Annotated in this window: 16 protein-coding genes and 1 other RNA gene; 12 read left to right on the top strand and 5 right to left on the bottom strand. The window is 68.5% G+C overall.

The window, feature by feature from the left end; translation table 11 throughout:
• Positions 1-13 precede the first annotated feature (13 nt).
• A complete protein-coding gene (locus tag ACFOM9_RS12555) occupies positions 14-691 on the top strand; it encodes an OmpA family protein (protein ID WP_386711309.1) in 678 nt (225 codons plus the stop codon).
• Positions 692-745: 54 nt separating this feature from the next.
• Here ACFOM9_RS12555 and ssrA read toward each other — a convergent pair.
• Positions 746-1,099: a transfer-messenger RNA gene (gene ssrA, locus ACFOM9_RS12550) on the bottom strand.
• Between the two features lie 125 nt (positions 1,100-1,224).
• Between ssrA and ACFOM9_RS12545 the strand changes: the two genes are divergently transcribed.
• A complete protein-coding gene (locus ACFOM9_RS12545) occupies positions 1,225-3,435 on the top strand; it encodes a CHASE domain-containing protein (protein ID WP_386711306.1) in 2,211 nt (736 codons plus the stop codon).
• A gap of 151 nt (positions 3,436-3,586) precedes the next feature.
• Here the strand turns inward: ACFOM9_RS12545 and smpB are convergent, their stop codons facing one another.
• Positions 3,587-4,084 (bottom strand): SsrA-binding protein SmpB, encoded by a 498-nt coding sequence (gene smpB, locus ACFOM9_RS12540; RefSeq protein WP_386711303.1) that lies wholly within the window; start codon positions 4,082-4,084, stop codon positions 3,587-3,589.
• 71 nt (positions 4,085-4,155) lie between these two features.
• On the opposite strand from smpB, the gene ACFOM9_RS12535 reads away from it, so the two are divergent.
• Positions 4,156-4,587, top strand: coding sequence for a type II toxin-antitoxin system RatA family toxin (locus ACFOM9_RS12535; protein WP_386711300.1), 432 nt, complete (start codon positions 4,156-4,158; stop codon positions 4,585-4,587).
• On the top strand, positions 4,587-4,859 hold the full coding sequence (locus ACFOM9_RS12530; RefSeq protein ID WP_386711297.1) for an RnfH family protein: 273 nt from the start codon (positions 4,587-4,589) through the stop codon (positions 4,857-4,859). Before ACFOM9_RS12535 ends, ACFOM9_RS12530 begins: the two co-directional genes overlap by 1 nt.
• A 59-nt stretch (positions 4,860-4,918) precedes the next feature.
• Here ACFOM9_RS12530 and ACFOM9_RS12525 read toward each other — a convergent pair whose 3' ends face one another.
• On the bottom strand, positions 4,919-5,308 hold the full coding sequence (locus ACFOM9_RS12525; RefSeq protein WP_386711294.1) for an outer membrane protein assembly factor BamE: 390 nt from the start codon (positions 5,306-5,308) through the stop codon (positions 4,919-4,921).
• Between the two features lie 222 nt (positions 5,309-5,530).
• Here ACFOM9_RS12525 and fur point away from each other — a divergent pair, with 222 nt between their 5' ends.
• The gene (fur, locus tag ACFOM9_RS12520; RefSeq protein WP_386711291.1) at positions 5,531-5,935 is read left to right on the top strand and encodes a ferric iron uptake transcriptional regulator; all 405 of its coding nucleotides are present in this window, start codon (positions 5,531-5,533) and stop codon (positions 5,933-5,935) included.
• Positions 5,936-6,265: 330 nt separating this feature from the next.
• On the opposite strand, the gene recN is transcribed toward fur, so the two are convergent.
• The gene (gene recN, locus ACFOM9_RS12515; protein WP_386711288.1) at positions 6,266-7,948 is read right to left on the bottom strand and encodes a DNA repair protein RecN; all 1,683 of its coding nucleotides are present in this window, start codon (positions 7,946-7,948) and stop codon (positions 6,266-6,268) included.
• 173 nt (positions 7,949-8,121) lie between these two features.
• Here recN and hrcA point away from each other — a divergent pair, with 173 nt between their 5' ends.
• From hrcA to dnaJ, 4 genes are all read left to right on the top strand, one after another.
• A complete protein-coding gene (hrcA, locus tag ACFOM9_RS12510) occupies positions 8,122-9,180 on the top strand; it encodes a heat-inducible transcriptional repressor HrcA (RefSeq protein ID WP_386711285.1) in 1,059 nt (352 codons plus the stop codon).
• A gap of 192 nt (positions 9,181-9,372) precedes the next feature.
• The gene (gene grpE / locus ACFOM9_RS12505; protein ID WP_386711282.1) at positions 9,373-9,885 is read left to right on the top strand and encodes a nucleotide exchange factor GrpE; all 513 of its coding nucleotides are present in this window, start codon (positions 9,373-9,375) and stop codon (positions 9,883-9,885) included.
• A 152-nt stretch (positions 9,886-10,037) separates the two neighbouring features.
• Positions 10,038-11,972 (top strand): molecular chaperone DnaK, encoded by a 1,935-nt coding sequence (gene dnaK / locus ACFOM9_RS12500; RefSeq protein ID WP_386711279.1) that lies wholly within the window; start codon positions 10,038-10,040, stop codon positions 11,970-11,972.
• A gap of 72 nt (positions 11,973-12,044) precedes the next feature.
• Complete coding sequence (gene dnaJ / locus ACFOM9_RS12495; RefSeq protein ID WP_386711276.1) at positions 12,045-13,181, top strand: molecular chaperone DnaJ; 1,137 nt, start codon at positions 12,045-12,047, stop codon at positions 13,179-13,181.
• Between the two features lie 61 nt (positions 13,182-13,242).
• Here dnaJ and ACFOM9_RS12490 read toward each other — a convergent pair whose 3' ends face one another.
• Positions 13,243-13,935: a 2OG-Fe(II) oxygenase gene (locus tag ACFOM9_RS12490; protein WP_386711273.1), complete on the bottom strand. Its 693-nt coding sequence runs from the start codon at positions 13,933-13,935 to the stop codon at positions 13,243-13,245.
• A gap of 97 nt (positions 13,936-14,032) precedes the next feature.
• Between ACFOM9_RS12490 and dapB the strand changes: the two genes are divergently transcribed.
• The 3 genes from dapB (at position 14,033) to ACFOM9_RS12475 (ending at position 17,985) form a co-directional block, all read left to right on the top strand.
• On the top strand, positions 14,033-14,743 hold the full coding sequence (dapB, locus tag ACFOM9_RS12485) for a 4-hydroxy-tetrahydrodipicolinate reductase (protein ID WP_386711270.1): 711 nt from the start codon (positions 14,033-14,035) through the stop codon (positions 14,741-14,743).
• 155 nt (positions 14,744-14,898) lie between these two features.
• Positions 14,899-16,026, top strand: a complete 1,128-nt coding sequence (gene carA, locus ACFOM9_RS12480) for a glutamine-hydrolyzing carbamoyl-phosphate synthase small subunit (RefSeq protein WP_386711267.1) — start codon at positions 14,899-14,901, stop codon at positions 16,024-16,026.
• Between the two features lie 60 nt (positions 16,027-16,086).
• Positions 16,087-17,985 (top strand): S9 family peptidase, encoded by a 1,899-nt coding sequence (locus ACFOM9_RS12475; protein ID WP_386711264.1) that lies wholly within the window; start codon positions 16,087-16,089, stop codon positions 17,983-17,985.
• Positions 17,986-17,998: the final 13 nt, after the last annotated feature.

The raw sequence follows: 17,998 nt of genomic DNA, 5'->3' as shown, positions 1-17,998 counted from the left end.
ATCAGGAGCACCCATGCGACAGTCCACCACCGCTGCCCTCGTCACTGCGCTTGCCGGCAGCCTGTTGCTGAGCAGTTGCGCCACGTACACCGGCCAGACCAATGCCCCGGACGACCCGAACCGCACCGGTCGCGGCGCGCTGATCGGCGCCGGCATCGGCGCGGTCGCCGGCCTCCTCAGCGGCGGCGATGCCACCGAACGACGCCAGCGTGCGCTGGTGGGTGCGGGCGTCGGCGGGCTCGCAGGTGGCGCGGTTGGCGCCTATCAGGATCGCCAGGAAGCCGATCTGCGCAGGCAGATGCAGGGGACCGGCGTGGACGTCGTGCGCAACGGCGACAACATCACGCTCAACATGCCCGGCAGCGTGACGTTCGCGTTCGACAAGTCCGACGTGCAGCCGCAGTTCTATCCGGTGCTCGACAACGTCGCCAGCACGCTGCAGCAGTACAACCAGACCATCATCGAGGTCGCCGGCCATACCGACAGCGTTGGCGCCGACGCGTACAACCAGCAGCTGTCGCAGAAGCGCGCCGAGGCGGTGGCCAGCTACCTCAACTCGCGTGGTGTCATGCGCGATCGCATGATCACCGTCGGTGCCGGCGAAACCCGTCCGGTGGCGAGCAACGATACGGACTCCGGCCGCGCGCAGAATCGCCGCGTCGAGATCACTTTGGTCCCGGTGCGTTCGTAACGCAACGAACCGCTCCACAAAAAAGGGCCACCCTCGCGGGTGGCCCTTCTGGTTTGGTGGAGGTGGGGGGAATCGAACCCCCGTCCGAAGGCACTCCATCCCCGGCACTACATGCTTAGCGCTCCGTTAGATCTCGTCCCCTGACAGCACGGCGCGCAAAGCGCATCCGGGGACCAGCCTGTTTTGGTTAAGCCATGACTGACAGGCAGCCGTCACAGCCGGTTCCGTGATAATGACCCTACATCCACGAGCACGGGCACAAGTGGGTTCGGGGCTTACGCCTTAAGCGGCGAGAGCGTAGTTGTCGTCGTTGGCAACTAGAGTTTTGCAGCTGGATTTACGAGGAAAGCTACCCCCTCGGCATGCGCCAGGCGATTTCGCGACCCCCGTCGAAGCCAGTGCACCCCCGGGATGTCGATATCGCTGACTGGCCCAGTATAGGGGCGGCATCGGGCCACGCAAGCCAGCCGATGCAGCGTTTCCGCGAATCGTTCATCGGCGCACCGGCGCCAGTCCGGGCTATGCTGAATTCAATGGGACTCCTGCGCGGCATTGACCTGGACTCGTTGGGCGCGCGCCTGCGCGCGCCGCTGCACGGCTACGTGCTGTCCCTGCTGGCGCTGGTGGCGTCGCTGGTGCTGGTCTGGCTGTATGCCAGCAACGCCCGGCAGCGCGAACTCCAGGCGGTGCAGGCCGAGTTCGTCACCGAAACCGACGCCATCGCCGAGCTGCTGCGGCAACGGCTGGCCAGCTACGAACTGGTGGCGCGTGGCGGCGTGTCGCTGTTCGCCTCGGTGGATCGCCCGAGCGCCGCCCAGTGGCAGGGATACGTCGATGCGCTGAAGATCGATGCCGGCTACCCGGACATGCTCGGGCTGGGATTTGCGCCGTACCTGGACCGCTCCGGCCTGCAGACGCTGCAGCTGGACATGCGGGACGCGGGGCAGGGGTTCTACATCGTCCGCCCGGCCGGGATCCGTGAGCGTTACGGCCCGGTGCTCTACCTCGAGCCGCGCACGCCGGCCAACCGCGCGGTCATCGGCAACGACCTGTTCGCCGATCCGGTCCGGCAGGCCGCGATGGCGAGTGCGCGCGATGACAACGCCGTGCGCATCAGCGCGCCGCTCCAGCTGGGCCGCGACGCCGGGCGGCCGGTCACCGGCGTGGTGATGTTCGCGCCGGTCTACCGGTTCGGGATCCCGGCGACGGTGTCGGCGCGACGCGCCTCGCTGCAGGGCTGGATCTACGTGCCGCTGGACATGTCCGAATTCGTCACCGCCGCCCTGCGGACCACCGGACGCAACGCGGCGCTCAGCGTCCGCGACGTCGGCGCCGGGCGGGGCGATGCCCCGTTGCTGTACGCCGACCACGCCGAACTCGCGGGGCATGGCGGCGAAGGCGATTTCCGGCGGACCGTTCCGCTGGAGTTGTACGGTCGCCGCTGGGAGCTGGATTTCAGCGCCGACACCGGCGCGGCCCTGGCGGCGCGCATGCCCGAGCTCCGCACGACGCTCGTCGTGGGCATCATCGCCTCGCTGCTGCTCTTCGGCGTTGCGCTGGCGCTGGCGCGGACCGAATCGCTGGCCGAACGCAAGGCCTCGTTGCTGGCCGAGTCCTACCAGCGCAGCGAACTGCGCTTCCGCAACGCGATGCGCTTCTCGGCGATCGGCCAGGCGCTGCTGGATCGCAAGGGCGCGATCGTGGACGCCAATCCCGCGCTCGCGGCCATCTTCGACACGACGACCGACGGCCTGGTCGGTTCGATGTTCGGGGCGTACTTCGTCGATGGCCAGGACGAAATCCGGCGCAGCCGCGAGGTGTCGGCACTGACCGAGGGCGTGTTCCGGACCACGCGGCAGTGGCGGACCCCGGCAGGCGAACTGCGCCACGCGCACCTCACCTACGCGCCTGTCCCCGGGGAGATCGGGCAGGACGTGGCCAGCCTGGTGCAGGTCGAGGACATCACCGAGCGGGTGCTCGCCCATGCGCGGGAGCAGGCGCTCAACCGAACCCTCGAGGCGCGCGTCGCGCTGCGCACGCGCGAGCTGACCCACGCCAACCAGGAGCTGGAATCGTTCGCCTACAGCGTCTCGCACGACCTGCGCGCGCCGCTGCGGACGATCGAGGGATTCAGCCGCCTGCTGGGTGAGCGCTACGCCGACAAGGTCGACGACACCGGCCGCGACTACCTGGCCCGGGTCCGTAACGCGGCCGGGCGCATGGACGACCTGATCGAAGCGTTGCTGAAGATGTCGCGGGTCGGTCGCAGCCCGCTGACACTGGCGCCGCTCGACCTCACCCGGCTCGCCCTGGACGTGGTCGCAGAGCTGCGCATGGCCCACCCGCAGCGAGAGGTGGCCGTTGAAGTGGAGCCCGGCCTGCACGCCGTCGGCGACGCGGCCCTGGTGCACAACCTGTTGCAGAACCTGATCGGCAACGCCTGGAAGTTCACCGACGGGACGCCCGATGCGCGCATCCTCGTAGGCGCGGGGGAGGGCTCCGGCGAACAGGCGGCGTTCCACGTGACCGACAACGGTGCGGGCTTTGCGCCCGAGTACGCGGGCAAGTTGTTCCGCCCGTTCCAGCGCCTGCACAACCAGGAGCAGTTCGATGGCCACGGGATCGGCCTGGCGTCCGTCAAGCGCGTCGTTGAGCGCCATGGCGGCACTGTCACCGCCGAGGGCAGGCCGGGCGAGGGTGCGACGTTCCGCTTCACGCTGCCGCGCGAAGGAGCGGTGGACTGAAACAACCGGTCGCCCGGCGTTTCAGGCGTCCTTGTTGTGCCGCCGCAGCACGCGCTGCTTCTCGCGGGCCCGCGCCCCGGCGCAAACCGGGGCGCCCGGAAGCTGGAGCGCGCCGCAGCGCGCGATGATCCCACCGCCGGAACGACGTTTTTCAGGCATCGCGGTTGTGCCGCCGCAATACGCGCTGTTTCTCGCGTGCCCAATCCCGCTCTTTCGTAGCCTCGCGCTTGTCGTGCGACTGCTTGCCCTTGGCCAGCGCCAGCTCGGCCTTGACCTTGTTGCCTTTCCAGTACAGGGCGGTGGGCACCAGCGTGTAACCGTCGCGCTGGACGCGACCCACCAGTTCGTCGATCTCGCGCCGATGCAGCAGCAGCTTGCGGGTACGACGCTCGTCCGCGATCACATGGGTGGACGCGGAGATCAGCGGCGTGACCTGGGCGCCGAACAGGAACAGCTCGCCGCCGCGGACCACCGCGTAGCTTTCGGTGATGTTGGCGCGGCCGGCGCGGATGGACTTAAGCTCCCAGCCCTGCAGCGCCAGGCCGGCCTCGAAGCGCTGCTCGAGGTGGTAGTCGTGGCGCGCGCGCTTGTTCAGCGCGACGGTGCCGCCGCCGTTTGCCTTATCCTTGTCGCCTTTCTTCTTGCCCATGGCGGCATTGTCGCAGTTTGCCGCGAGATTTTGCGCGGCCGACTCCCGCCATCCCCGCCGCCAGAACCCGAATGCCGACCATCCAGCGCAGCGCCCTCGTCGAACACTCCGCAGCGCGCATGTTCGCCCTGGTCAACGACATCGCCGCCTATCCGCGCCGCTTCGACTGGTGCGAATCGGCGCAGGTGCTGGAGGCGGACGAGGAGCACGTGGTCGCGCGACTGGACCTGGGCTTCAGCGCGCTGCGGACCTGGTTCACCACCGAAAACACGCTGTCGCCGCCGCATCTAATCGCGATGGCCCTGCGGGCGGGGCCGTTCAAGCGCCTCGACGGCCGATGGCAGTTCCACGCGCTGGACGAATGCGCCTGCAAGGTGACGCTGACGCTGGATTTCGAGCCGCAGAGCCGCCTTCTTGGGCCGGCGATGACGCTCGGCTTCCAGGGTCTGGCCGACCGCATGGTCGACGATTTCGTGCGCGTGGCCGATCGCGGCGAGGAATGATGGCGGCGGCGCTGCGCGTGCAGGTTATCCAAGCCTGGCCGCGGCGTGCCGAGGCGGTGATGGTCGAGTTGCCCGCTGGCGCCACGATCGGCGATGCGGTGGCGGCAAGCGGCCTGCGGCTCGACGGAATCAGCGGCTACGCCATCCACGGCGAGCGCGCGGCCCTCGCGAGCCTGCTGCGCGATGGCGACCGGGTCGAGCTGCTGCGGCCGCTCCAGGCCGATCCGAAGGAAGCGCGACGCCGGCGCGCCGCTGCGGCAAAGCCGAGCTGAACCGCCCCGAGTGACAGTTGAGCGAGGAAGCGACGGCGCAACGAACGGCGCGCGTCCTCTCAGCGACCTTTCTTCTTGTCCTTGGCCAGGTTGGGGCCGAACGCCTTGCGCAGGTCCTTCGAGAGCTGCTCGTCCTGTTCCGGGAAGTAGTCGCCATCCCAGCGGGCGAGGGTGTCGTTCTCGAAATGCAGCACGAGGTTCTTGCGCTCGGTGGCGCCGGCGCGGCCGGTGCGCTGCGTGCTGGTGTAGTCCCAGCGCTGGTGGTGGAACGGGTCGGCGATGGACGGCGAACCCAGCAGCCCGAGGACCTGCTGCTTGCTCATGCCGGGCTGCAGCTGGTCGACCGCCGACTTCTCGAGCAGGTTGCCCTGGTAGATCGGCTGCCGATAGACGATGCCGCAGCCGGAAACCAGGAGGGCGGCGACGGCGAGGATCAGGAGTTTGCGCATGGGGAACCGCGGGCTGGAGATCGCGCCGATGATACACTCCCGCCCCCCTTCGCGGTGCCGGTGAGCGGCCGCATCGAACGCCGGCTCGCAGCGCACGCGAAGGGGATTGATACGCTTCGGCGTGCTTCGACAGGCCAGGATGCTGCTTCGGCCGGCGCCGTCGCCCTGGGCACGGGTGCGCCGACAACATCACGCCATAAACCGCCAGTGAACGGAGGCGCCATGGAATCCCAGGAACTGCGCAAGGCCGGTCTGAAGGTGACGCATCCGCGGATGCGCATCCTCGAACTGCTGGAGCAGAAAAGCGCCCACCACCACATGACCGCCGAAGACATCTATCGCCAGCTGCTCGACAGCGGCGACGAGATCGGGCTGGCCACCGTGTACCGCGTGCTGACCCAGTTCGAGGCGGCGGGACTGGTGCTGAAGCACAACTTCGAGGGCGGCACGGCGGTGTACGAGATCGATCGCGGCGGCCACCACGACCACATGGTCGACGTGGACACCGGCAAGATCATCGAGTTCGAGAGCCCCGAGATCGAAAAGCTGCAGCAAGACATCGCCGCCAGGTACGGCTACCAGCTCGAGGAGCATTCGCTGGTGCTTTACGTGCGCAAGAAGCGCTGATCGATCGCCGGCGAGCGTTGCGGGGTTAGCCTGGCGTGGCCTCGGTCGCCGGCTGGGCGCTGCACTTGAACAGTCGGCGAACGACCCGTCTCGGCCATTGATCGCGATCTGCCGAACGCGGCGGGCGACGACGCGGCGAACCCGAGCCATCGCGGTGACGGCAACGGCCTGGAAGCGCTCCGAGACCCGGCGGCGTCCCGTCTACTCTGGAAAGGTGTTCCGGGGGGGGGCTCGCGGCTGAAGCCGCTCCCACGGGAGCTCATCGCGGTGTTGCGCGGCGACCGCTCGCGCGATTCCCGCGCGCGGCCAGATCGTGCGGGATTGGGATGGCTACGAGGCGTTGCGTAGCAGTCGTTTCGCCGCCGCACGGGCTTCGGTGCTCACTTCCACGCCGCCGAGCATGCGCGCCAGTTCTTCCTGGCGCTGGGCGGCGTCCAGCAGCCGTACCGCGCTCTGGGTCACGCCGGCGCTTTCGGCCTTGCTGACGCGGTAGTGCTGGTGGCCCTGCGCCGCGACCTGCGGCAGGTGGGTCACGCACAGCACCTGGCGGCTCCCGCCGAGCGCGCGCAGCTTCTGGCCGACGATGTCCGCCGTGGCGCCGCCAATGCCGGAGTCGACTTCGTCGAACACCATGGTCGGAACCGCGTCGTGGCCCAGTGCGGCGACCTCGATCGCCAGCGAGATGCGCGACAGCTCGCCGCCCGAAGCCACCTTGCGCAGCGGCCGCGGCGGCTGGCCGGCGTTGGCCGAGACCAGGAACTCGGCGCGCTCGCCGCCCTGCGGGTCGGGCCGGCCGGCCTCGACCGGTTCCAACGCAACCTCGAAGCGCCCGCCGCCCATGCCCAGTTCGGCGATCAGCGCCGTGGTGGCCTTGGACAGCGCCTTCGAGGCCTTGGCGCGCGCCTTGCCCAGCGCCTCGGCCGCCTTGTTCCAGCTCGCGGCCGCGGAGGCAATCTCGCCGTCCAGCGCCTGCAGGCGGACGGCGGCGTTTCGCAGCGATTCGAGTTCGGCCGCCAGGGCATCGCGCTGCGCCGCGAGGTTCTCCGGCGCCACCCGGTGCTTGCGCGACAGTTCGTGCAGGCGCGTGAGCCTGCGCTCGAGTTCGTCGAGCTGCGACGGGTCGACGTCGAGGTCGGCGCGGATGCGCTCGAGCAGCAGCCCGGCTTCGTCGATCTGGATCGCGGCGACATCGAGCATTGCATCCACGTCGGCCAGGCGGGGCTCGTGCTCCTGCGCGCGCGCCAGCTCGCCGCGCAGCAGCTGGAGCCGGCGCGGCAGGGCCATGGCGCCGTCGCCATCAAGCTGGGCGAGCGCAGCGTCGCAGGCGGTGATCAGTCCGGTCGAATGGGCCTGACGGCGATGTGCCGCGTCCAGTTCCGCGATCGAAGCCGGGTCGATCGGCTCGCGGTCCAGTTCGGCCAGCTGGTGCTGCAGCCATTCATCGCGTTCGGCCAGTTCGCCCGGGCGGCCTTCGCGGGCCCGCATCAGCGTTTCACGCTCGCGCAGCAGCGCCGACCAGCGATTGGCGGCTCCAGCCACGGCCGCGAGCAGCGCGTCGTGGCCACCGCAGGCGTCGAGCAGGGCCAGCTGGCTGGGCCTGGACAACAGCGCCTGGTGTTCGTGCTGGCCGTGGATCTCGACCAGCCGCCCGGCGAGCGCGGCCAGTTGCGCCAGGGTGGCAGGCCGGCCGTTGATCCACGCGCGAGAGCCGCCATCGGCGCGCAGGGTGCGGCGCAGCTGGCAGGCGTCGCCTTCGTCGAATTCTTCTTCCTGCAGCCATCGGCTCGCATCGCTGGCCGCCGCCAGGTCGAACTCGGCGTGCAACTCGGCACGTTCGGCCCCGTGGCGGACCATTCCGCTGTCGGCGCGCTGCCCGGACAGGAATCCCAGCGCGTCCACCAGCAAGGACTTGCCGGCGCCGGTTTCACCGGAAATGACGGTCATGCCGGCGCCGAACTCGAGTTCGGCCGCCGTCACCACGGCGAAATCACGGATGGCGAGTCGGGTCAGCATGCGCGCGAATTGTGCAGGGGGCGGATGGAATGGCCAAGGGGGCGTGCCGGCCGCCGCCATGAGAAGCGGCCCGCGTCTCGCCGCGCGCGACTGCGATCGATCGGAGCGCCGCGCGGCGGTTCATTCATCGCAACCGCTTGCGCCCGCCACCCACCGGGCTTATATCCAAGGCCATGAGCCGCAGGATCGACAACCACGACACCCTGGACCCGCGCACGCGGCAGCTGCTGCGCGCGCTGATCGGGCGCTACATCCGCGACGGCGAGCCGGTCGGTTCGCAGACGCTGGCCCGCCACGCCGGCCTGGATGTCAGCCCGGCGACGATCCGCAACATCCTCGCCGACCTGGAGGAGATCGGGCTGCTGGCCGCCCCGCACACTTCGGCCGGCCGCGTGCCGACCGCGCGCGGCCTGCGGGTGTTCGTCGACAGCCTGATCGAATGGCGGCCCCCGGCGGAGCGGCAGATCCGGCTGATCCACGAGGGCCTGGCGGCGCAGGCATCCACTCCGGAGGTCCTGCGCGAGGCCTCGGCGCGGCTCTCGGACATCTCCCATTTCGTCGGTCTGGTCACGGTGCCGCGCCGTGACCGCTTCGCGTTCCGCCACATCGACTTCGTGCGCCTGGACGAGCGCCGGGTCTTGGCGATCCTGGTGTTCACCGACGGCGAGGTCCAGAACCGGGCCGTCGAGGTGCCGCGCCCGCTGTCGGCCAGCGAGCTGGAATGGATCGCCAATTACCTCAACCAGAACTACGCCGGCCTCGGGCTGTCCGAGATCCGCGAGCGGCTGGTGGCCGAGCTGGACGGTGAGCGCAAGGAGGTCGACCGCCGCATGGCCGCCACCGTGGCGCTGGCCCAGGCCACCCTGCAGCCCGTCGACAACGACGACATGCTGGTGAGCGGCCAGACCAAGCTGATGGGCGGGGCCCAGGGCCTGGCCGACGTCGAGCGCCTGCGCGAGCTGTTCGAGGCCTTCCAGCGCAAGAGCGAGCTTTTGCAGGTGCTCGAAGGCTGCCTCCGCGCCGACGGCGTGCGCCTGTTCATCGGTGAGGAGTCCGGGGTCACGTCGATGGAGCAGTGCACCCTGATCGCGGCGCCCTACGCCAGCGGCGGACGGGTGCTGGGCGTGCTCGGCGTCATCGGTCCCACGCGGATGGACTACGACCGGGTCATCACCACCGTGCAGGCGACCGCCCAGGCGCTGTCGCGGACGATGGCCGAACGCGTCGGCTGAGGTCCCGGCACCGTATCCTTTGCGGCCTCGCGGGCCGCCATCCCCGGCCCGCTGCCAGCTGGGCGGCTCGCCGGGCTTGGATTTGCACGGCCCGGCCCACACATCAGCGCGCATGTCGCACCTGCCCGTCGACCGTGATGGTGGAAGGGCGCAGGCCACTCCCGTTTCGAGACCTCCTCCGACCCGATGACCATGCAACCAGAACACGACGACACCTCCACGCCCGACACCTCCGACGCGCCCCCCGATCGGGACCAGCAGGTCGAGCAGCTCAAGGCCGAACTCGAGCAGCTTCGCGCCCAGTCCCTGGTCGAGCGCGCGGACATCGAGAACCAGCGCAAGCGCATGGAGCGGGACGTTCGCAACGCTTGCCGCTTCGCCAACAAGCAGCTGCTCGGCGACCTGCTTCCGGTGTTCGACAGCCTCGAGGCCGCACTGGCCAACGCCCCGGACGCCGATCCGCTGCGCGATGGCGTGGTCCTGATCCTGCGTGAGCTGTCGCGGGTGGCCGAGAACAACGGCCTGGTCGAGATCGCACCCGCCGCCGGGGATGCCTTCGACCCGGCGCACCACCAGGCCATGAGCGTCGTCCAGGCCGATGGCATCGAGCCGCATGCGGTGGCCCAGGTCTTCCAGAAGGGCTTCATGCTCCATGAGCAGCTGCTGCGCCCGGCGCTGGTGGCGGTGGCCAAGGGCGAAGACTGACCCGCGCCGCGCCGCGGAGGCGCGTTCGCCGGCATTCAAGAAACATGCTTGAACCGCCTGCCCGCGACCCCAATTAAGCGTTCATGGGCGGTACGGCCGCCCCCAGACAACCCAGACAAGCAACCCAGGCAATTCCGAGAGGGAACCACACAATGGCAAAGATCATCGGCATCGACCTCGGCACGACCAACTCGTGCGTGGCGATCATGGACGGCGGCAAGGCCAAGGTCATCGAGAACAGCGAGGGCGACCGCACCACGCCGTCGATCGTCGCCTATACCAAGGACGGCGAAGTGCTGGTCGGCGCGTCGGCCAAGCGCCAGGCTGTCACCAACGCCAAGAACACCTTCTATGCGGTCAAGCGCCTGATCGGCCGCAAGTTCAAGGACGCCGAGGTCCAGAAAGACCTGGAGCTGGTGTCGTACTCGATCGTCGAGCACGACAACGGCGACGCATGGGTCGCGACCAGCGATGGCAAGAAGCTGTCAGCGCAGGAAGTTTCCGCGCGCATCCTCGAGAAGATGAAGAAGACCGCCGAGGCCTACCTGGGCGAAACCGTGACCGAGGCGGTGATCACCGTGCCCGCCTACTTCAACGACTCGCAGCGCCAGGCGACCAAGGATGCCGGCAAGATCGCCGGCCTCGACGTCAAGCGCATCATCAACGAGCCGACCGCCGCCGCGCTGGCCTATGGCCTGGACAAGGAAGGCGGCGACCGCAAGATCGCCGTGTACGACCTGGGCGGCGGCACCTTCGACATGTCGATCATCGAGATCGCCAACGTCGACGGCGAGAAGCAGTTCGAGGTGCTGTCGACCAACGGCGACACCTTCCTCGGCGGCGAGGACTTCGACAAGCGCGTCATCGACTACCTGGTCGACGAGTTCAACAAGGACCAGGGCATCGACCTGCGCAAGGATCCGCTGGCCCTGCAGCGCCTGAAAGACGCGGCCGAGCGCGCCAAGATCGAGCTGTCCAGCGCGCAGCAGACCGAGGTCAACCTGCCGTACGTGACGGCGGACGCCTCCGGTCCCAAGCACCTGAACATCAAGCTCACCCGGGCCAAGCTCGAGGCGCTGGTGGAAGACCTGATCAAGAAGACGATCGAGCCGTGCCGCACCGCGCTCAACGACGCCGGCCTGCGCGCCAGCGACATCAACGAGGTGATCCTGGTCGGCGGCCAGACCCGCATGCCGAAGGTACAGCAGGCGGTGGCCGAGTTCTTCGGCAAGGAGCCGCGCAAGGACGTCAACCCGGACGAAGCCGTTGCCATCGGTGCGGCGGTGCAGGGCGGCGTGCTCGCCGGCGACGTCAAGGACGTGCTGCTGCTCGACGTGACCCCGCTCAGCCTGGGCATCGAAACCCTGGGCGGCGTGTTCACCAAGATCATCGAGAAAAACACCACGGTGCCCACCAAGGCCTCGCAGACCTTCTCGACCGCCGAGGACAACCAGTCGGCGGTGACCGTGCACGTGCTGCAGGGCGAACGCGAGCAGGCCCGTTACAACAAGTCGCTGGCCAAGTTCGACCTCACTGGCATCGACGCCGCGCCGCGCGGCATGCCGCAGGTGGAGGTGTCGTTCGACATCGACGCCAACGGCATCGTGCACGTGACCGCCAAGGACAAGAAGACCGGCAAGGAGCAGAAGGTCGAGATCAAGGCGGGCTCGGGCCTGTCCGACGAGGAAATCCAGCGCATGGTCAGCGATGCGGAGGCGCATCGCGAGGAAGACCAGAAGTTCCAGGAGCTGGTGACCGCACGCAACCAGGCCGACGCCCTGATCCATGGCGCGCGCAGCGCGATCAAGGACAATGGCGACAAGGTCCCCGGTGACGTGATTGGGCGCGTCGAGGGCGCGATTGCCGAAGTCGAGACCGCGATGAAGGGCGACGACAAGGCGCAGATCGAAGCCAAGTCGAAGACCCTCGAGGAAGCGGCGCAAGCCTTGTTCGGGGCGGTCGCCGCCGCGCAGCAGCCGTCCGGCGAAGCCGGCGGCAACGACGGCGCGGGCGCGTCGAAGGGCGACGATGTGGTGGACGCCGAGTTCACCGAGGTCAAGGACGACGACCACAACAAGCAGGCCTGATCGACGGTCGGCATTGACGACGGGCAGGCCTGCGCCTGCCCGTCGTCGTGATGGGGAAGGAAAACAGCGTCCATGAGCAAGCGCGATTACTACGAAGTCCTGGGCGTGGCCCGCGACGCCGGTGATGACGAGCTGAAGAAGGCCTACCGTCGCTGCGCGATGAAGCACCACCCGGACCGCAATCCCGGCGACGCCAGTGCGCTCGAAGCGTTCAAGGAGTGCAAGGAGGCGTACGAGGTGCTGTCCGACGGCGGCAAGCGCCGCATGTACGACCAGCACGGCCACGCGGCGTTCGAGCACGGCATGGGCGGCGGCAATGCCGGCCCGGGCGGTTTCGGCGGCGCCGACATGGGCGACATCTTCGGCGACATCTTCGGCAACATCTTCGGCGGCGGTGGCGGCTCGCGGGGGCCGCGGCGCGGCGCCGACGTCGGCTACGTGATGGAGCTCGACCTGGAGGAGGCCGTCGCCGGCATCGAGCGCCGGATCGAGATCCCCACGCTCGCCGAGTGCGAACCGTGCAAGGGCACCGGCTCCGAGGACGGCAAGCTGCACACCTGCGAAACCTGCCACGGCCGCGGCCAGGTGCGTTTCCAGCGCGGCATCTTCTCGATGCAGCAACCGTGCCCGCAGTGCCACGGCCGCGGCCAGACCTTCCAGAACCCCTGCCCGGAATGCCGTGGTGCAGGCCGCGTGGAGGAGGAGAAGGTCCTTTCGGTGAAGATCCCGGCGGGCGTCGACAATGGCGACCGCATCCGCCTGACCGGCGAAGGCGAGGCCGGCCCGCCCGGATCTCCGCCGGGCGACCTGTACGTCGAGGTGCGCGTGCGTCCGCACGAAATCTTCGTGCGCGACGGCGACGACCTGCACTGCGAGGTGCCGATCCGCATCTCGCAGGCCGCGCTGGGCGATACCGTCCGCGTGCCGACGCTCAACGGCGAGGCCGAGATCCGCATCCCCGCGGAAACCCAGACCGGCAAGGTGTTCCGCCTGCGCGACAAGGGCGTCAAGTCGGTGCGCAGCCGCAGCGCCGGCGACCTGTACTGCAAGGCGGTCGTCGAGACCCCGGTCAACCTGACCCCGGAGCAGCGGGAGCTGCTGGAGAATTTCGAAAGGACCTTTGTCGGGGAAGGCGCGCGCCGGCATTCGCCGAAGTCGAGCACGTTCTTCGATGGCGTGAAGGGCTTCTGGGACCGCATGGTCTCGTAGCTTCGACGATCTGCGGGGATTGACTCTCCCACAAAGTCCATCAGCAACTCGTGTTGCGACATCAATGACCTGCGTCGATCGTGCGACCTGCACGCCAGCGCCGGTCCAGGCGGCCGGCCAGTGTCTTCACCATCCGTGAAAACTGTCCCCGGCGATCCTTGCGCGTTGCATCGGCGGCGCTGGCCAGCCACGCGACCTGCAGCACGCGCCTGGCGCCTTCGAAGGGAAGGTGCCCGTGCCAGGAATTGTCGGCGCGCCGGAAGGCGACGAGGCTGCCGTACAGTGGCGGGATCGCTGGCGCGGCCAGGGCATCGATGTCGTCGCCGCGCCGCAGCAGTCGCAGGCACCCGGCATCGCCTGCCGGCCACGATGGATTGAGGTAGAGCAGGGCGGTGGCGATCTTGCACGCGCTGTCGGTATGGATCGTGCCATGGCGGCGATGGACCGAATCGCTGAGGGTGGCGATCGCGGGGAAGCCCCCCAGGTCCGGGATGCCGAGCCGCGCGCCGAGTGAGCGGGCAAACGCACTGCCGCTGAATTCGGCCACCAAGGCCCGGATGGAAGGGCCGCAGTCGCGTTCCCGGTAGGGGAAGAAGCCCGCGCTGCCGTAGCGCGGAAAATCGCGCAGCAATGCCTCGCGGCCGGCCTCACGCAATTGTGCCGTCGCGATCAGGAAGCGGAACGGTTCGTGCGCAACGACGACATCGGGGCGCTCGAGCCCGTGTGGATCGAGATGGAAGCAATCGGGCGGCATGCGGCCAACCAGGGGCGTGCGTCAAACGGGTCCAGCGCAGGATCATGCGCCGTCCGCCGGGCTTGTGGCGCACCGGGCGCCCGATTAGCCTGCGGGCATGAATGCACCGACCCGATTGCTCATCCACGGCGCCGGGGGCCGCATGGGCCAGGCCCTGCTGCGGCTCTGCGCGCAGCGCGACGATTGCCGCGTGGTCGCTGCGGTGTCGGCGCGCTCGCCTTCGCAGCGGGTCGTCGATGGCGTCCCGCACTTCGCCGCCGCCGAACTGGGCGGCGCGCCCGATTTCGACGTCGCCATCGATTTCAGCCTGCCGGCCGGCTTCGACGCCATCCTCGCCGCCTGCCTGGCGCGCGGCGCGGCGCTGGTCTCGGGCACCACCGGATTGTCCGAGGCGCAGCACGCGGCCTTGGACACCGCCGGTGCGCGCATCGGCGTGCTCTGGTCGGCCAATTTCAGCCTCGGCGTGGCGCTGCTGGAAGACCTGGTCGAACGCGCGGCCGCCGCGCTGCCGGGATGGGACTGCGACATCATCGAAATGCACCACAGCCGCAAGCAGGACGCGCCCTCGGGCACCGCGTTGGCGCTCGGTGCCGCGGCGCAGCGCGAGGGCGCGCAGCCGCGCTATGCCAGCATCCGCGCCGGGGACATCGTCGGCGAACATCTGGTGCAGTTCACGGCGGCCGGCGAGCGGCTCGAACTCGCCCATCGCGCCGGCAGCCGCGACATCTTCGCCGGCGGCGCCATCCACGCCGCGCTGGCGCTCGCCGGGCGCCCACCGGGTCTCCACCGCCTGCGCGACTTGCTGTGACCGCGTGCTAGCCGTTCTTTAGCGGCCGGACGGCACGGAAACTCTGGCGCGACCGGCGTCGCGCCGGTATCATTCCCGCTCGCCTGATTCCACTCGCCTCCGGCCGGTCCCGCACCGCGCTGGCGGTTTTCTGCAACCCGACGTAGGCGAAATCCGTGACAGATACCGCAATCCTCGCGCTCGAAGACGGCACCGTGTTCGAGGGAATTTCCGTGGGCGCCCCGGGCCTGTCGGTCGGCGAGGTGGTGTTCAACACCGCCATGACCGGCTACCAGGAGATCCTCACCGACCCGTCCTACGCGCGCCAGATCGTCACGCTGACCTATCCGCACGTCGGCAACACCGGCTGCACCGCGCAGGACGACGAAGCCCTGCAGGCTTGGGCCTCGGGCCTGGTGGTGCGCGACGTGCCGCGCCGCCCGAGCAACTGGCGTAGCGAAGGTTCCCTGCCCGAATGGCTGCGCGCGCGCGGCATCGTCGCCATCGCCGACATCGACACCCGCAAGCTCACCCGCCTGCTTCGCGACCGCGGGGCGCAGAACGGCGCGCTGATGGCAGGGAACATCGACGTCGACAAGGCGCTCGAGGCGGCACGCAAGTTCCCCGGCCTGGAAGGCATGGACCTGGCGAAGGACGTCAGCACGCGCAGCGCGTATCCATGGCGCGACGGCCAGCTCGACCTCGACAGCGGCGAGTTCGCCCAAGCCGCGCCGAGGTACAAGGTCGTTGCCTACGACTACGGCGTGAAGCGCAACATCCTGCGCATGCTGGCCGAGCGCGGCTGCGACGTGACCGTGGTGCCGGCACAGACGTCCGCAACCGAGGCGTTGGCGCTGGCGCCCGATGGCATCTTCCTGTCCAACGGCCCGGGCGACCCGCAACCCTGCGATTACGCGATCGCCGCGATCCGCGAATTCCTGGCGAAGAAAATCCCGCTGTACGGCATCTGCCTCGGCCACCAGTTGCTGGGCCTGGCCATCGGCGCGACGACGAAGAAGATGAAATTCGGCCACCACGGCGCCAACCACCCGGTGATCGACCTTGATAGCGGGCGGGTGATGATCACCTCGCAGAACCACGGTTTTGCAGTGGACGAAGCCAGCTTGCCGGGGAATGCGCGGGTCACCCATCGATCGCTGTTCGACGGCAGCAATCAGGGCTTCGCGCTGACCGACGCGCCGGCTTTCAGCTTCCAGGGGCATCCGGAGGCGGCTCCAGGCCCGCACGACCTCGCGCCGCTGTTCGATCGCTTCATCGAATCGATGCGGGCGGCATCGCGCTGACGATGGCCTGTCGGGCACACCACTTGAACGGGCTTAAGGCATCACCAGGGGGATAGACCAATGCGATACCTGCTTGCAATTCTGCTGTACATGATCCTGCCGGCCGCGGCAGTGGCGGCCGACGTGCCGATCAAGGACTTCTTCAAGGAAGCCGAGTTCGAGAGCGTCCAGCTTTCACCTGACGGCAAGCACATCGCAGTGACGATGCCGCGCAGTGATCGCAGCCTGCTGGTGGTGCTCAAGGTCGACGACAAGAGCGTGGTCGGCAGCTGGGACTACGGCGAGAACTACTATTTCCGCCAGGTCACGTGGGTCAACAACGAGCGGTTGCTGTACGCGACGAGCTTCAAGACCGGGCGCTTCGATTTCCAGGTCGGCCTGCGCGACATGTATGCCTCCGACATCGATGGCACCCACCGGATCGTGATCCCGCACGGCAATTTCTACAGCATCGTGGATACGCTGCCGGCCGAGCGCGAGTCGGTGCTGGTGACGCGTTCGATCGAGAACGCGTTCCTGTTCAAGCTCAATGCCTACAACGGCAAGATCACCCAGGTGGCTTCCAGCCCGATCGACTTCGGCACGTTCGTCGTCGACCACGACGCGAAGGTGCGCTATTCCTTCGGCGACATGAGCGATGGCTCCAGCGCGCTCTTCCGCCGCGACGGCGACCGCTGGTCCCTGGTGGAGAAGAGCGCCCCGTTCGCGGGAAACAGCCTGCGCCCGGTCGGTTTCAGCCCCGACGGCGAACAGGCCTTGGTGATGAAGAACGACGGTGGCGCGGAGTCGCTGTGGCGCATCGATCCGGTGACCGGTGCCGGCAAGGAAATCTCGCGCAATGGCACCGTGGACGCGTCGGACCTGCTGTGGAGCAGCGACCGCAGGACGTTGTTGGCGGTGCGCTACGACGACGGCGTCCCGTACTGGGACTTCATCGCGCCGGAGCACCCGGAAACGGCGCTGTTCGCCGGCCTGGTCAAGGCGTTTCCCGGCAAGATGGTCGACTTCAGCGGCGTATCGGATGATGGCGGCCGCGTGCTGCTGTACGTCTACAGCGACCGGGACCCCGGCCAGGTCTACCTGTTCGATACCAAGGCCAAGCAGGCGCGGTTCCTGCTGTCGTCGCGTGAGTGGATCAAGCCCGCGGAGATGTCGCCGATGAAGCCGGTGCAGGTGAAGACCCGTGACGGCATGGTCATCCACGGCTACCTCACCGTCCCGGCAGGGAGCGACGGCAGGAACCTGCCGCTGGTGATCAATCCGCACGGCGGACCGCACGGACCGCGCGACGAGTGGGGCTTCAACCCGGAAGTGCAGCTGCTGGCCAATCGTGGCTATGCCGTCCTGCAGATGAACTATCGCGGCTCCGGCGGCTACGGAGCGGATTACATGTCCGCCGGCTTTCGCCAGTGGGGCACCACGATGCAGGACGACCTGACCGACTCGGTGCGCTGGGCGATCGCCCAGGGGATCACGTCTCCGGATCGCGTCTGCATCTATGGCGCCTCGTACGGCGGCTACTCGGCGCTCATGAGCGTGGTGCGCGAACCGGACCTGTACCGCTGCACGGTCGGCTACGTCGGCGTCTACGACCTCGACGTGCAGCGGGCCAGCAGCGATACGGCCCAATCCGACTACGGCCGGGCCTACCTCGATACCGTGCTGCCCGCATCGGCGGGGGAGCGCCACGCGCAATCCCCGATCTATGGGGTCGACAGGATCAAGTCCGCGGTCATGCTCGTGCACGGCGCGAAGGACGAGCGCGTGCCGATCAAGAACATGTACGAACTCGTCGATCGCATGGAAGCGGCGGGCAAGGCGCCCGAGGAAATCGTGGTCGAGAAGAAGGAAGCGCACGGTTTCCGCGACCTGGACAACAACGTGAACCTCTACACGAAGATGCTCGCCTTCTTCGACAAGCATATCGGCGGCATGCAGGCGACTGCCCAGACCCCCTGATCTCCCGACCCAT

The sequence above is a fragment of the Luteimonas notoginsengisoli genome (genome assembly GCF_042648885.1).
Lineage (GTDB): Bacteria > Pseudomonadota > Gammaproteobacteria > Xanthomonadales > Xanthomonadaceae > Luteimonas > Luteimonas notoginsengisoli.
Note: the sequence above shows the minus strand (reverse complement) of the source record. Positions and strands in the feature narration are given on the sequence as shown.